Annotated in this window: 11 protein-coding genes; 6 read left to right on the plus strand and 5 right to left on the minus strand. The window is 45.5% G+C overall.

Annotated features, from left to right (window positions below; all coding sequences use genetic code 11):
- The first annotated feature begins 361 nt into the window (after window positions 1-361).
- Window positions 362-1,450 (plus strand): hypothetical protein, encoded by a 1,089-nt coding sequence (locus L3C95_RS17180; protein ID WP_236389343.1) that lies wholly within the window; start codon window positions 362-364, stop codon window positions 1,448-1,450.
- Window positions 1,451-1,490: 40 nt separating this feature from the next.
- Window positions 1,491-2,159 (plus strand): hypothetical protein, encoded by a 669-nt coding sequence (locus L3C95_RS17185; RefSeq protein WP_236389344.1) that lies wholly within the window; start codon window positions 1,491-1,493, stop codon window positions 2,157-2,159.
- Window positions 2,160-2,191: 32 nt separating this feature from the next.
- Here the strand turns inward: L3C95_RS17185 and L3C95_RS17190 are convergent, their stop codons facing one another.
- The gene (locus L3C95_RS17190; protein ID WP_317207694.1) at window positions 2,192-2,722 is read right to left on the minus strand and encodes a sialidase family protein; all 531 of its coding nucleotides are present in this window, start codon (window positions 2,720-2,722) and stop codon (window positions 2,192-2,194) included.
- Window positions 2,723-3,542: 820 nt separating this feature from the next.
- Here L3C95_RS17190 and L3C95_RS17195 point away from each other — a divergent pair.
- Both L3C95_RS17195 and L3C95_RS17200 read left to right on the plus strand, forming a co-directional pair.
- Window positions 3,543-3,710, plus strand: a complete 168-nt coding sequence (locus tag L3C95_RS17195) for a hypothetical protein (RefSeq protein WP_236389345.1) — start codon at window positions 3,543-3,545, stop codon at window positions 3,708-3,710.
- Window positions 3,711-4,062: 352 nt separating this feature from the next.
- On the plus strand, window positions 4,063-4,749 hold the full coding sequence (locus tag L3C95_RS17200; RefSeq protein ID WP_236389347.1) for a class I SAM-dependent methyltransferase: 687 nt from the start codon (window positions 4,063-4,065) through the stop codon (window positions 4,747-4,749).
- A gap of 141 nt (window positions 4,750-4,890) precedes the next feature.
- Here L3C95_RS17200 and L3C95_RS17205 read toward each other — a convergent pair whose 3' ends face one another.
- The 3 genes from L3C95_RS17205 to mnmD all read right to left on the minus strand — a co-directional run bounded on the left by L3C95_RS17205 (window position 4,891) and on the right by mnmD (window position 9,996).
- Entirely contained in the window at window positions 4,891-5,409 is a 519-nt protein-coding gene (locus tag L3C95_RS17205) for a DinB family protein (RefSeq protein WP_236389348.1), read from the minus strand.
- Window positions 5,410-5,710: 301 nt separating this feature from the next.
- Window positions 5,711-9,181 carry a peptidase inhibitor family I36 protein gene (locus L3C95_RS17210; protein WP_236389349.1) on the minus strand — a complete coding sequence of 1,157 codons (3,471 nt, stop codon included), beginning with the start codon at window positions 9,179-9,181 and terminating at the stop codon, window positions 5,711-5,713.
- A 143-nt stretch (window positions 9,182-9,324) separates the two neighbouring features.
- On the minus strand, window positions 9,325-9,996 hold the full coding sequence (gene mnmD / locus L3C95_RS17215; RefSeq protein ID WP_236389350.1) for a tRNA (5-methylaminomethyl-2-thiouridine)(34)-methyltransferase MnmD: 672 nt from the start codon (window positions 9,994-9,996) through the stop codon (window positions 9,325-9,327).
- A 289-nt stretch (window positions 9,997-10,285) separates the two neighbouring features.
- Here mnmD and L3C95_RS17220 point away from each other — a divergent pair, with 289 nt between their 5' ends.
- Window positions 10,286-11,320, plus strand: coding sequence for a LacI family DNA-binding transcriptional regulator (locus tag L3C95_RS17220; protein ID WP_236389351.1), 1,035 nt, complete (start codon window positions 10,286-10,288; stop codon window positions 11,318-11,320).
- 20 nt (window positions 11,321-11,340) lie between these two features.
- Complete coding sequence (locus L3C95_RS17225; RefSeq protein WP_236389352.1) at window positions 11,341-12,441, plus strand: glycoside hydrolase family 43 protein; 1,101 nt, start codon at window positions 11,341-11,343, stop codon at window positions 12,439-12,441.
- Window positions 12,442-12,537: 96 nt separating this feature from the next.
- On the opposite strand, the gene L3C95_RS17230 is transcribed toward L3C95_RS17225, so the two are convergent.
- Window positions 12,538-14,106 (minus strand): RagB/SusD family nutrient uptake outer membrane protein, encoded by a 1,569-nt coding sequence (locus L3C95_RS17230; RefSeq protein ID WP_236389353.1) that lies wholly within the window; start codon window positions 14,104-14,106, stop codon window positions 12,538-12,540.
- Window position 14,107: the final 1 nt, after the last annotated feature.

Below are 14,107 nucleotides of genomic sequence, written 5' to 3' on the forward strand. Positions count from 1 at the left end.
AAAAAGGCGTTCGGTTATGTGCTCAGGGACTGTATTTCGGCGGCGATGCGCCAGCGAATTCGTATTATTTAGGAAGGCCGTGGCGGCGATAGGCTAAAACCGCCTTTATGTATTGTGAGCTGGCAGGGACGGTTAGGCCGGAGAGACGGCATAACTGGGTAAAGGCGGAGAATGAGCAATCGGCTTTTTATGCAGAATATGGGAATAGTGGGGATGGCGTAGGATGGAGGCCGGAGTGAATTGACTTTTTAAGTAGGTGCCGGTCCATATACATTACCGCATTTATGAATATATTTGCAGCTGTATTGTTCACGACATCAATACAGACACTAAACTTTAGACTTCCGGTTAACTACCATGTATGCCTGATATAACGACATTTGAAACACTAGACAGTGAAATAGAAAGAGTTTTGGGAAAGCCAACCGTACTGGAAGCTTTATGGGGCGGGGATACAGGTGGCTGGCATTTACTGCTTTATGTTTATACAGTATCAGGATTGTTGTTCTTTAAACGCACCACAAGACACTTGTTAGGCGAAGTTGTCCTCCCTGAGGGAATGGAACACGGACGGCTGTCCGTTTCCTTACTAGCGGAAGAGTTTGGACAGAAAGCGTCTGAAAAATATAACCTGATCTTCTATTTTCCATCTCCCAAAGATGCTGACGAAGACTGTCCTGCATGGACAGAAAGGCACCTTGCAATCACGTGTGCAGATTGCAGTAAATTAATCATTCCTACAGATAGCCCTTATCTGCCAAAGGATATTTGCTATCACTGTCACCTCACGAGAGAAGAAAATGAAAAAATAAAAAATGATGCACCTCGTGATGAGGGCGTTCACATGTATTTGTATAAAGATGACGAATACGAGCATATTGGATATTGTACTTATTTCGACTCTTTTCCAATCGCCCCGTTTGTTGATGAAAAAGTAAAAAACCTGCTAACCGACAAACCAATAAACATCGTTAAACTTGATAAACAGGATATCATAGAGTTGAAGAGTAAATTAGAAAATGTCTTAGGCCAGAAGCTAAATAGATACGAGAAGCCTGTTATTGACGAACGTAAGAAAAGATTTATCGTAACACATACCCTTCAGTACAAAGGGAGAGACTATGAGCTTATGAGGAATTTCAATCATGAGCACATAGAGATCTCGAATTTCATTCACAGTATCGAGACGGCAGAAAAGGCTATTGCTGAAGATTATGTTTATAAAATCTTCTTCAATAATGGAATTACGTACAGAGACGACATTTTCCTACGTTTCATCCATTATGTTTGTGAGGGGCGAACCAACATCGTAGATATAACTAATAGGTATGCAAATGTATTGACTGTCACAGAAGTATCGAAAACACTAAAAAGATTAGAAGATTTAACCTGCGTTTCAATATGCGAGGATCAGGTAAACATTACACAATTAGGCAAATGCTTAATTTAAGAAATCACAGCTGATAACAAACATTGCCACAATTCTCAATATGAAGACTACTCTCTCATTTATCCTGGCATTACTCATCATCCCTACAACCGCCCTAAGCCAGATAACCGGACGCTACATAAATACCCACCATGGTGGTTTATGCAGCACAACCATCACATTACTTCCCAACGGCGTCTATAACGTAGAAGGAGGATGTGAAGGGTCTTCACACTGTTCAATCGGCACCTGGACGATGAAAAAGGATACAATCCGGTTTCGTCAGATAGACAGTACTTTTAAGGTTATCAATAAAGTTGTGAGTACTAACTCAGGAAAGCAGAGTGTAACAGTGAAATTATTCGACGCTAAAGGGAACAACGTTACCAGCCGGTATGTTGTCGGTCAGTATGTAAAAGGTAAAGGCACATACACCATGGACCTTGACAGTACTCAAACCAAACGAACGGATTTCAGAAGAGTGGGTGGCGTCATTGCATTGACATCACTTGAAAGACTGTTGGGAAGAGCCATTGAAATACCCATCGATAACGCAGATACGTATGAAATACATCTCAATGCCTTTACTGACTGGATTCTTTACAAGAACTCATCCTGGTACGACCTGGGAAATTTTGATTTAATTAATACCCCAAACGGACTGGTGTCTGTGAGACTTGAGCCAGATGACAATTTTAATCTTGTCAAGAAGATCTATAAGAAGGAATAACAGGCAATAATTAGGCTAATTTACCGGATTCGTTATAGCCTCTTTTTTACAATCCTGCCTATTTCCGTTTTATCTACTTTCTGTAACACGATCACTTCATAAGCATGCCGCTCCCCTGCCTCATACAAACAGACCACATCGCCATGCGGCAGTACAGTCATGCAGGAATAGGCAGAAGGCCCCGCATAAAGCGACTGTACCTCTCTCCATGTACGGCCATCGTCCGTACTGGCCTTAAGCGTCATATTATTCCGCTTATGCTTACTGGCGGGATTCAGGAATAACAGGCAACCACTATGTTTTCTAACGGGCCAGGCATAACGAATGATACTGGCCTGACAAACCGGGTCCTCCAGCTGCGGTACGTCTTCCGGAGCTGACCAGCTACTACCTCCGTCGTAGCTGAAAGCATGCGTCCGGCATCCCCGGCCAAAGTAACTACGCATGTTCATTACCAAACTGCCTTTACCATCAGCCAGCTCAGCTACCTGGCATTCATTGACCTTCGGCCGTATTACGCCTCCTCTCTGCCAGGTGATGCCATGATCGTCGCTGTAAATGATATGTGCGCCGTATTCATAACCGCCTTTTGCGAGCGTACCGTTTGCATCACCAACTACCCTGCCGCCATAAACGTGGTAAAAGCATACTTTTCATACCTTGTGAAACTTACCGTTAAAATACTATCAAAAAAGCACTATTTCCATACCCCTGCTTCTTCTCCGCGTCTTCTCTGCTTCTTCTCTGCTTGTTCTAACCAGGGTATCTTCTTGTCCCACCAAAACAACAAAACCCTTACCAGCAAAGGGTCTGCTGACAAGATCATGCTTCTTACAGTCTCAAAAACTGATATTATTTTAACATTCACATAGTATAGCCTCGCCGTTTTGGACAGCCCGAAGAAGTGGCATCAGTCATACTGCAGCCTACCACAAACGGGTATATAACCGGACAAACATTTATTGTAAACAGCGGATGGTGTATGAGCGTCTAAACACCCGTCTCAAGCTGTTCCGTAGTGCGAAAATAGTTCCATGGAAAATTGAAGGTTCTTTTACAATCGCCCACACACACGCATATTCTGAGGACATGCATCACTACTCCACATCACAATAGAATTTTCGACATAAAAAAAATGTAATAAATTAGTAGAGCAGCTAATTATTTAACCCTCAAATGTTTAACCCAATGAATGAAAGCCCCTTTGTTATTTACGCCGGACGTTAATTTCTTCACCTGATACATCACCTGTAATAAGAAAAAATGTCACACCTGCTGGTGGAAGATATTTATTAAACCCTTTTATACGTGCTGAACAACCGCTCCACGGCATAGCTCCCCAGGCTAAAGACAGGAGAGGACCATTTTTAAATACTAGTCACTATGAAAAAAGTCGCAAAACAGAAAAAACTCCAACTGGTGAAGATCAAAATTGCCAATCTCAGTAAACTAAAGGAAGATGCATTGAAAGGCGATCGTATTTGCCTCACGTCACTTGCTGAGACCTCCTGCCCTACTTGCTCACGAGGAGAAACGCTGTGTGATTGCTAAAAACAAGCAGTGTCAAAGGCTTTATTAATGAGCCTTTGACACTGCTTACTTCACGGGAATATTGTTATAAGATGAGTATGCAAAGTATTTAAGTTAACAGCCACATGCGTTACCCCGAAGCCATGCGAAAACCCCATATACCTCAAACAAAAAGGGTGCTGGTGTGTTATTTAAACACGGATACCTCTTTTCCCTGCGCACCATAGAAGCCGGTCCTTAATAAACATACAGGAAACCATTATCGAAACTTATGGCTGGAGTTGAATTGCACCAAAACAAACGGATCTGTCCAAAAGTCTAATATCGGCTCCATGCCAGCTTCAATATTTACTGAACCATTAAGAATAATGTTATGAAAACAAACTTATTGAATGCCGATATCATCAATTCTCAAGAATATTGGGATGATAGATTCAGTTCAAATAATAAAATGTCATGGAGGGCAAATGCCGGGGAGAATCAAACTAAAATGTTTGCTAATGAAATAGCAAAAAGACTAAAAATGAAGCCTGATTTTTCTGGAACTATTCTCGATTATGGCTGTGCATTAGGAGATGCAATACCCATCTATAAACAATACTATCCTAAAGCTCAATTTATCGGAACTGATTTTTCACCTGCAGCTATTGATATCTGTATTCAAAAGTTCGGTGATATCGCAACATTTCAAGCTAAAGATGTTGATGGTATTCCGTCTGTAGATGTGATTATTATTTCAAACGTATTGGAACATGTGCCTAACGATAAACAGTTTGTACAAAAATTGCTAAGTAAATGTAAAGAACTATACATTGCTGTTCCTTATGACGAGCAGGAGCCTTTATATGAAGAACACGTCAATTCATATAATCGCCACACCTTTGATTACCTGAATGCTGATAAGGAAGTGTATCTATGCAGAGGATATACAATGAGCCATAGATTGAAATCGTATTTCTATATTGAAATCAAAAACCTGATACGGCCCCTTTTGAATATCCCATTATATAAAGGCGGCCTTAATAAGCAAATCCTGTTTCATATAAAGAGTCAAAAATAGTTTATGTCAGGAAGGGCGTCCACTTGTTTTTCACACACATCCTGACGCATTACAGTACTTTCATCCGGGACAATACTTCGTATAAACAGATGGCTGCAGTCTCCTGCAGCCATCCACGAAACTGATAATTCCTTAATAAGCTCATTTGACAGCATTCCTCATGGTCAGCTCCTGCTCATAGGTCGGACCATACATGCCTGGTACAGTATTACCCGTCGCACGTAAATAAACTATCATTTCGCCGCGATGGTGATAAATATGATTAAAGAGAAAACCCCGCGCTACTACTCCGCGTGGCATTGGCCCCAACACGGTCTTTTCACCTACTTTCATCGTCCATGGTGTTTGCAGGCGTTCTTCTGTGATTGTTTTCAACGCGGCTCTTGCCTTCTCAACATTAGCTTCAAACAAAGCCAGTGTTGCCTGGATATCGGCAGCATCACCACGCTCCAGATGATCAGTTGCCATATCATAAACATCCTGGGTAAGCGTGCCGACATACCAATAATAAATAGTAGCAATATGCTGAGCCAGTTGTCCCATTGTCCAGGAAACAGGTGAAGGCTTAAAGTGAATGTCTTTCGCAGGCACTGCCTGCAGTAATTTCCGGGTGCTGGTCACCTCGTGCTCGAACTCCTGTAACAAGGCTTGTACAATCATAAGCAAAGTTTTGATGAAGATACAACGTGATCGTGTATATTCAATCGTGCTGTTGCGTTCAAAGGATGGGGCGGCCACCTGCTCCACCAATGGAACTCTATCCCGTAAGCAAAATCCTGCAGCCGGCGACTCATATGCAGCCAGGCAATGGGCGAGGCCACAATATATAGCCCAGGAATTAATCCCTTGGGCTATATATACTATATCTCCTGTCAAATGATGCGATTAAGTCCAACCTAAGGGCATGGTAAAGGCATGTATATACTAAACGCCCCCGTTATATCACAGATGCCCACCCTCATCAATACTTTACAACCTTATTGCTATACGTCTTCTTCCCCGCCGTCGTATTAATAATATAAACCCCGGCAGGAAGACGTGAAAGACTGAGTTTCATCCCGTTCTGCACCCTTTTCGCAGGAAGCACCAACCCTCCATTGCTATTAAAAACCTTCACAATAACATACGGTTCTTTTATACCCTCCGCCTTCACAACAATATCAGATGTAAACGGATTAGGGGCTACCGTCAGACTGCTAGTACCCGCCAGCGTGGAAAGGGTACATCCGGCATCAAATGTCCATGCACCCGAAGACACCCGGAATTTCACATATTGCGCATCCTCTGCATAGAATGTCACACCCGGCACAGTTGTTACTGTTGATCCGTTTCTCCAGATCACAGTACCATTCACCTTAATCTCTTTCAGCCCACAAGTAATGGCGCTCTTTGGAATGCCGACGATACCTGTTGTACCGGAAGGTGATGTAATGGTCTGCGTAAGACCGGAGCTATTGCGGACAAGACTCACGCTGATATTCCCTTTAATGGTCGGGATCACGCCTGATATGTTGGTAAGCCCTCCCGGCTGCGGCAGGAAGAAATACTCTTCATACGCAGGCAATGAAGGACGCACTCCGAGCACGTAAGCACTCATAACATACAGTGGCCCTGCTGACCAGGCATGGTTATTACTATTGGCAGCCGGAAACTCTTCCCATAAGGTGGGCGACCAGCTGTTGATCATGGTTGTATAGCGGTCTTTCATTCTTTTAATACCTGCCGTTGGGTCAAGTTCCACCATTGCCTGCTCTATGTACATTTCCTGGTAGGGACTAGCATTGTACTTTGTTTTAAGTACGTTCAGTATCCCCGCTTTCTGTGCGTCATTAGCCACACCGGCGAGGTAGGCCCAGGCATTGCTCCTGTCATCTATTATCTGCGATTGTACACCATCGGCAGTACGATGATATACATAGGCATTTGCACTGCTGTTCCAGAAGTAATTATTAAAGTTACTTCTCACCTTATTCAGCAATTGCTCGTAGTAACGTTTATCTGTGACATATCCCAGTGAATTGGCGATATTGGCAGCCGACTCAAGAAACACTATATAAATACCATTATAAATGGTATTAGCGGCTCCCGCGGGAGTTGCATCTTTATTGTCGCCCCAGTCAATCCAGTTCCAGGGGCCATTCTGCCACACAAGCATGCCATCGCTATTCGAAGAGTTCACACAGTAGCCAGCAAACTTCCTGATGGCAGGATACAGTTCCTGTAATAAAGCCTTGTCTCCTGTATAGGTATAATATTTCCATAGCAGCGCAACTGCTGCCAGGTTCTGGTCAGGCAAATGGAACTCGGTGCCGGGAGCCGTAGTATATAATGACCCATCGCTTTTCTGTGAGCGCAGGAACTCCCTGTAACCTTTGCGGGCAAGCAGATTGGCAGTGGTATCATAGATGTAAAACGAGTAGAGGATCTGCTGGGATACGTCGCCCCACCATTGTCCTCTCTCCCGGTTAGGACAGTCGTAAAAAATATCTCTCATACATACCTCGGAGGTGGCTCTCGATTTCGTCCACAATGTATTCAGGGGCTGGTCATTTGACGAGAAGGTTCCGGGCTTTGTCGTATTATAACCGGTTTCACGATACCTGAGTATCATCACCTGTACTGGCCCTGTGACGTTTGAGAATTGATAACTCACCGTATCACCGCTGGAATTCTGCCAGGCAAAGCATTCAAACTCCTGCTCCCCTGCTTTGGTGGTGTACTCCTGCCAGTAATACCTGTTCACTTCTATCCTTATCTTAACACCTGCAGGTGCATTCACTTTCAGATATGGACGCAGTTGTATATTGGCGCCAACTTTTGCTGTAATGATGCGATTGGAGCTGATAGTAGCAGGGAATGTGCCTGCATTGGTATAAGCCCCGAGAGCATATTCTTTCCACATCGGTATCGTTCTGGGCACCAGCTGATTCCAGGGCGCTACACCTGCTACTCCTTTTTGAACAGCAGATGGCCAGCTGCTATCATCATAGGTAGCAGAGGTCCAGGCGCCGGGTTCTGCCTGTGCATTGTAATAAATAGGCCAGGCAAGCCATTTGTAGCCATTATTGTCGATAATGAGCTGAGTAGACGGACCAAAGGAAGGATGCACTTTTGCCTTCCACGATGCATCGGAAACAATAGACGAAGGACTGCTGCCTTCCAGCGATGATTCAAAAAGGAATCCACCACTATTCGTTACACGCTGTGAATACGAATTGTTTCCCCCTTTATGCCAGACAAGCACCGCGATCGTGTTTTCTCCTGCAGTGAGGTAAGGGGCAATATCTATTTCGTCGTAATAAGTATTTATCAGGTCCGGACGTATATCCAGTCCTCCATCCTTTACAACCAGCTGATTATTGATATACAACCAATATTTGTTTTCCGCCGCAATCCTGGTCATAGCGCGGGCTGGTTTTGCGGAAAGCGTTACCTTCTTTCTCAGTGAAAGCCACGTGTTGGCCGGTCCTGCAGAAGAAGTCCATATCCAGTTGGCCTGCCATGATGAAGGATTGATCTTTGCAATGATCAGGGATGTGACCTTGTCATTCCAGTCAGGACCGATCCATGGTTCAGATGCGGTTCTCGTAAGACTGGCGCCCGAGAAATTGTCATCCCAGTATACCGTCACCTGGTAGCCAGCCGGTACAGTGAATGAAGAAACGGCATCATCAGGCAAACCATAAGCTATCATCTGCGCCCGCGTATAATTGCCCGGAGAAAGTGGGATCGCCTTTCCCTGGTAGGTTGCATCCGTATAGAACACTGCCTGCTCTGCCGGTGCTACTTTTGTAACTATGAGCGATGTGACCTTGTCATTCCATTCAGTGCCGATAGATGCTTCGGATGCTGATTTCGTAATACTGGCGCCGGTGAAGTTATCATCCCAGAAAAAAGTGACCTGATAACCGCTTGGAATCATAAAAGAAGTGATGGCATCATCAGGAAGCCCGTTACCAATCATCTGTGCCCTGGTGTAAGTACCGGCAGATAAGGCGACGGCTGTTCCTCCGTAGTTGATGTCCGTATAGAAAACGGCCTGCTCTTCCGTCGGTACTCTTGAAACTATAAGGGAGGTGACCTTGTCATTCCAATCAAGGCCAATCCAGGACGATGAAGCCGTCTTAGTGATACTGGCCCCGGTGAAATTGTCGTCCCAGTAAAATGTGACCTGATACCCCGTGGGAATGGTGAAAGAGGAAATAGCGTCATCAGGAAGCCCGTTGCCGATCATCTGTGCCCGGGTATAAGTACCGGCAGATAAGGCGACAGCTGTTCCTCCGTAGTTGATATCCGTATAGAAAACGGCCTGTTCTGAGGGATCGTTACCGGCAGCACGTACAGATGTGTGACAGATCAAAAAGAGGGACTGGGCCAGAAAGACGAGCACATGCCTTCTGAGCCACTTCATAGGTAGCTTTAATGGTTTCATACTGTGTGGATTAAAAATTTTGGCTAATAAATTCTACAGCTGTAATGGAATGGGTAAGTTAACGCGGCGTTATATAAATATAACGCAATCCGGCGTGTTTTCGGCTATGGGGAATAAATAATATAGAAATGATTGTACAGCTGTCAGCGTATGGCCCTGATCATCTCTCTTTTATGCGGAGGTCCCGGTAGTTTCTCCACAGTAAAACCTGCCGCCATCATCGCGCGGCGAACGTTTCCTTTGCTGCAATACGTGACCAATATGCCTCCGGGAACCAGGCAATTATACAGCTTTCCGAAAATGTCTTCTGTCCACAGCTCCGGCTGTGCAACCGGATCAAAGGCGTCATAGTAGACGATATCAAAAGCCCTGGTGAAAACGACGTCCTGCAATGCTCCATGTATTTTATGCAGGCAGAAGTCCGGATGCAGCTGTACGTCTTCATCCCACGGAACACTGTGTAAGGTGATCAGGCAAGATTGAGAGGATGGCTCTTTGAGCTGCTCAGCGTAGTTCAGCGGGTCTGTCTCTGTGTAGGTTAAGGGATACTGCTCAATGGTTTGATAATAGATGCGCTTTCGTTCGCGGATACTTTCCCGGAAAGTAAGTAATGCATTCAATCCGGTCCCGAATCCCATCTCAAGAATTGATAAAACATCACCAGCTTTTTTTGACAACTGATACTTCAATCCTTCTTCGATATATACATGAAGACTCTCCCGGATAGCGCCATGAATACTATGATAGGTTACATTCCATTCAGGAACGGACACAGTATGGGAGCCATCTGCAGTTATCTGTAACCTTCTTTCCATCAGTACAAAGTTCGGTAATCTCTACATTAACTACAACAGAGACGTCTTCATCATTTGTACCGGTACAGCTTTACCCGCTGGATACCCCATTCCCTGCTACACTTTTCATCACACTGCCGAAACTAAAATAAAGACAATTTATAAAATTGCAACCGATTGTGTTATTTTTTTTCCAAAAAAGTTTACTTTAGCTGTACAGTTCAATTACACAAACGATTGTGCTATCTGTCCACGATATGAGTGCCTAAAATTGCTCTCTCATTTTATATTTTTATCGATACTGACATCTATGGCGAACGAACGAGAGGTAACCATATATGATATTGCCAGGGAGTTGAACATATCTGCAACTACGGTCAGCCGTGGCCTGCAGGATCATCCTACCATCAGCAAGAAGACGAAAAAAAAGATATTTGATCTTGCAGAAAGGCTGGGCTATCGCAGCAATCATTTTGCCCGCAGCCTGCGCAACCAGAAGACAAATACCTTCGGCATCATCGTGCCCCGTCTCAACAGCCATTTCATGTCATCAGTGATTGCCGGTATTGAGAACGCTGCTAACGAACATGGATTCTCGTTGCTCATCGCACAGTCTTCAGAGTCTTCTGTGAAAGAAGCTTCCAGCGTCAGAACAATGTTTGACAGCCGGGTGGACGGACTGCTTGTTTCATTGGCAGTTGACACTGCAGACCTCAGTCACTTTGAACATTTCTTCAAAAAGAACATACCGGTCATCTTTTTTGACCGTGTGATGCAGCATGAAAACTCCGTCAATATCCTGATAGACAACCGCCAGGCGGCCTGCAACGCTACCCGGCACCTCATAGAACAGGGTTGCCGCCGGATCATGCATATAACAGCCCCTACCCTGCAGAATGTATATAAAGACCGGCTTAAAGGCTATAAAGAAGCCCTTGGAGAGCATAAGATCAAATTCAGGGAGGATTATGTCGTTATTACGAACTTAAGCCAGGAAGCGGGCGCAGAAGTGGCAAAAACGATATTGAAGATGAAAACGCGTCCCGACGGAATCTTTGTTTCCAACGACAGCTGCGCTGTCGGGTGTATGCTGGCCCTTAAGGAAGCGGGCATCCGCATCCCGGAGGATATAGCCTTTGTCGGATTTAACAACGACCCGGTAACACAGGTCATAGAACCTCACCTGACCACCATCAACTATTCAGGTTATGAAATGGGACAGGTGGCAGCGAGACACCTGATCAACCATGTCAGGGACGTCTCTTTCGTAAGCAGCACCAACACCATCATTCTGCGTTCAGAACTGATGGTAAGGGCTTCTTCCCTCAAAAAAGGCCGTAAGTAACACTTTAACACAATTAACATATGCGCCCTTTACAATTACCCGTTTTAACCATCCACGCCGCCCTGGCATGCATGATGTGCAGTTGCGGACAGGCTGGTTCCACGCAGACAGCAGATAGCACACAGGTGACCGCTACGGCCGACAGCAGTGCAAAGAAGTATCTTTCACAGCCGCTGGTCAACCACATCTACACCGCCGATCCTTCCGCTCATGTGTTCAACGGCAGGTTCTATATCTACCCTTCACATGATACGGCAACCGGTATCCCTGAAGATGATCTGGGAAGCCATTTTGATATGAAAGACTATCATATCCTTTCCATGGACTCCGTCGGTGGTAAGGTAACCGACCATGGCGTTGCCCTCGATATCAAAGACATTCCCTGGGCACATCGCCAGCTGTGGGCGCCTGATGCAGCATTCGCCAACGGTACTTATTATCTGTACTTCCCTGTAAAGGACAGTCAGGATGTATTCCACATCGGCGTGGCTACCAGCAGCAAACCGGAAGGCCCGTTCAAAGCAGAAAAAGCACCTATTCCGGGCAGTTACAGCATTGACCCGTCCGTCTTCACAGACGATGATGGTAAATCGTACATGTATTTCGGAGGTATCTGGGGCGGTCAGTTACAGCGATGGAACAACAACCGGTACGACTCCACCAAAGGCAACAGGAAGCCGGAAGATCTGGCTATACTGCCCCGGATCGCGAAACTGGAAACCAACATGAAATATTTCGACGGACCAGTAAAAGAAGTACAGCTGCTGGATGAAAAGGGCCAGCCCTTTCATGAGAAAGATAATGACAAACGCTTCTTTGAAGCATCCTGGGTGCATAAGTATAAAGGGAAATACTATTTCTCCTACTCAACCGGCGACACTCATAATCTATGCTATGCCACGGGCGACAGCCCATACGGCCCGTTCACCTATAGAGGCGTGATACTGACGCCTGTTGAAGGATGGACCAGTCATCACTCTATCGTTGAAAAAGATGGGAAATGGTACCTGTTCTACCATGATGTACAGCTGTCAGGCAAAACCTACCTGCGCAACGTCAAGGTAACAGAACTGCATTACAATGAAGATGGCAGTATTCAAACTATCCATCCTTCCATATAAAGTATAACGAAAGAATGTAAAAAGGGGAGCCTGCCGGCCTCCCCTTTTCTTTTTACCATTTATTCTACAACATAGTATCCTTGTTTTGCAGCACTCCTAATACCCGGGATTCTGCGCGTCAACGCCGCCTGTTCCCAGTTTAGGGTTATTGTCAATTTCCTGCTGCGGAATAGGCAGCAACTCATCCCTGTTCACCCTGAAATAACTGATCGGATCTGTTGTGAAATAGCCTTTTTTCCTCCATCTGAGGATGTCACGGTTCCTTATCTCCTCTCCTCCCAGTTCCACCATCTTTTCATGCATCAGCGCCTTCGTTACCTGATCCTTATTCGATACCGGGAACTGAGCGGTCGGATAGTGCGGCATCATTACGGAAGGCCTGTCCCTTACCTGGTTCAGATAATCTACCGCAGCCGCTGTATTACCCAGTTCATTCTCACATTCTGCCAGCATCAGCAATACTTCTGCGTAGCGGATGATACGCTGGTTATTACCACCGGGATGATAGGATGCTGTCGATACGCTTTGCTTATAGATCAGCATAAACTTACGCCAGCTCACCTTCTTCGTCACACCACGTACCGTAGAAGCGTTACCATTCTGCATGGCATCTGTCAGTACGTCTGCGTCGTTATTGAATCTGTCACCCGTTTCATATACAGACGCTTTATATCTTGGATCTGTTTTTGCCGCACCGCTCGCGATATTTTCAAACTCGTTGAGATATTTATCGGAAGGAATGAGGTTCCTCCATGCCAGCGGACAATACTCCTGGTTGCGGATAGTGGATTGCGCCGTTCCTGAACCGTCGCCGGTACCATTCCAGTCAAAACCGTTATCTCCCCTGTCGAAATACACTGCCTCCCATATAGACTCGGCATTAAATTCTGTTTCTTCAAGGAAGTTGTCGCTGTAATTATCTACCAGCCGATACAACCCGGCACCGGTCACTTTCAACAGCGCCGCCTTTGCAGCTGCATAATCTCCCTTCTGCATATTCACCCTGCCCAGCATGGCATTTGCAGCACCGGATGTTGCCCGGCCAAGGTCTGATGATCCATATGAAGCTTTCAATACACCAGCTGCCTCTGTCAGGTCTTTAATGATCTGCGTATATACGGCTTCCTCGCTAGCTCTTGCCTGAAACTGATCAGGACCGCTCACCACGGCGGTATACACCGGTACTGGTCCCCACAGGCTCACCAGCTCAAAATAAGCCCATGCCCTGAAAAACTTAGCCTCCGCAACGCATTGGTCCCTTACCGCATCATCGTCAGTAACGTTAGGCGCACTGCCGATCACTGTGTTGGCACGATGGATGACAGTATAGAGGCCCCTCCATACACTGTTCATCACGGAGTTATCTGAGGTGGTGGCGCCGTTCAGCATCTGCGCCCTTGGTAGTTCCAGCTGTCCGCCGCCCGAAGCAACGTCATCGCTTCTGAGATCTTCCACAAAGAACCATTCACGGCCAACAAGGTTGCCGGCGTGAAAAGAGGAATAAATGGCATTGGTGCCTTTCTGCATCTCAACGCTATTCTTAAAATAGTTATCCAGTGTGGCGTAACTGGGATTTGTCTTATCCAGGTCCTTATTACAGGAGATGGTGAATACTGCCGCCATTACGACGGCTATAGTGATCCTATTGGAAATATGTTTTTTCATG

Source organism: Chitinophaga filiformis, assembly GCF_021646545.1.
In the GTDB taxonomy this organism is placed as follows: Bacteria; Bacteroidota; Bacteroidia; order Chitinophagales; family Chitinophagaceae; genus Chitinophaga; species Chitinophaga filiformis_A.

What these genes read in the sequence shown, in the direction of transcription:
- L3C95_RS17180 (WP_236389343.1), top strand. Translation starts at nt 362, where the DNA reads ATGCCTGATATAACGACATTTGAAACACTAGACAGTGAAATAGAAAGA.
- L3C95_RS17185 (WP_236389344.1), top strand. Translation starts at nt 1,491, where the DNA reads ATGAAGACTACTCTCTCATTTATCCTGGCATTACTCATCATCCCTACA.
- L3C95_RS17195 (WP_236389345.1), top strand. Translation starts at nt 3,543, where the DNA reads ATGAAAAAAGTCGCAAAACAGAAAAAACTCCAACTGGTGAAGATCAAA.
- L3C95_RS17200 (WP_236389347.1), top strand. Translation starts at nt 4,063, where the DNA reads ATGAAAACAAACTTATTGAATGCCGATATCATCAATTCTCAAGAATAT.
- L3C95_RS17205 (WP_236389348.1), bottom strand. Translation starts at nt 5,409, where the DNA reads ATGATTGTACAAGCCTTGTTACAGGAGTTCGAGCACGAGGTGACCAGC.
- L3C95_RS17210 (WP_236389349.1), bottom strand. Translation starts at nt 9,181, where the DNA reads ATGAAACCATTAAAGCTACCTATGAAGTGGCTCAGAAGGCATGTGCTC.
- mnmD (WP_236389350.1), bottom strand. Translation starts at nt 9,996, where the DNA reads ATGGAAAGAAGGTTACAGATAACTGCAGATGGCTCCCATACTGTGTCC.
- L3C95_RS17220 (WP_236389351.1), top strand. Translation starts at nt 10,286, where the DNA reads ATGGCGAACGAACGAGAGGTAACCATATATGATATTGCCAGGGAGTTG.
- L3C95_RS17225 (WP_236389352.1), top strand. Translation starts at nt 11,341, where the DNA reads ATGCGCCCTTTACAATTACCCGTTTTAACCATCCACGCCGCCCTGGCA.
- L3C95_RS17230 (WP_236389353.1), bottom strand. Translation starts at nt 14,106, where the DNA reads ATGAAAAAACATATTTCCAATAGGATCACTATAGCCGTCGTAATGGCG.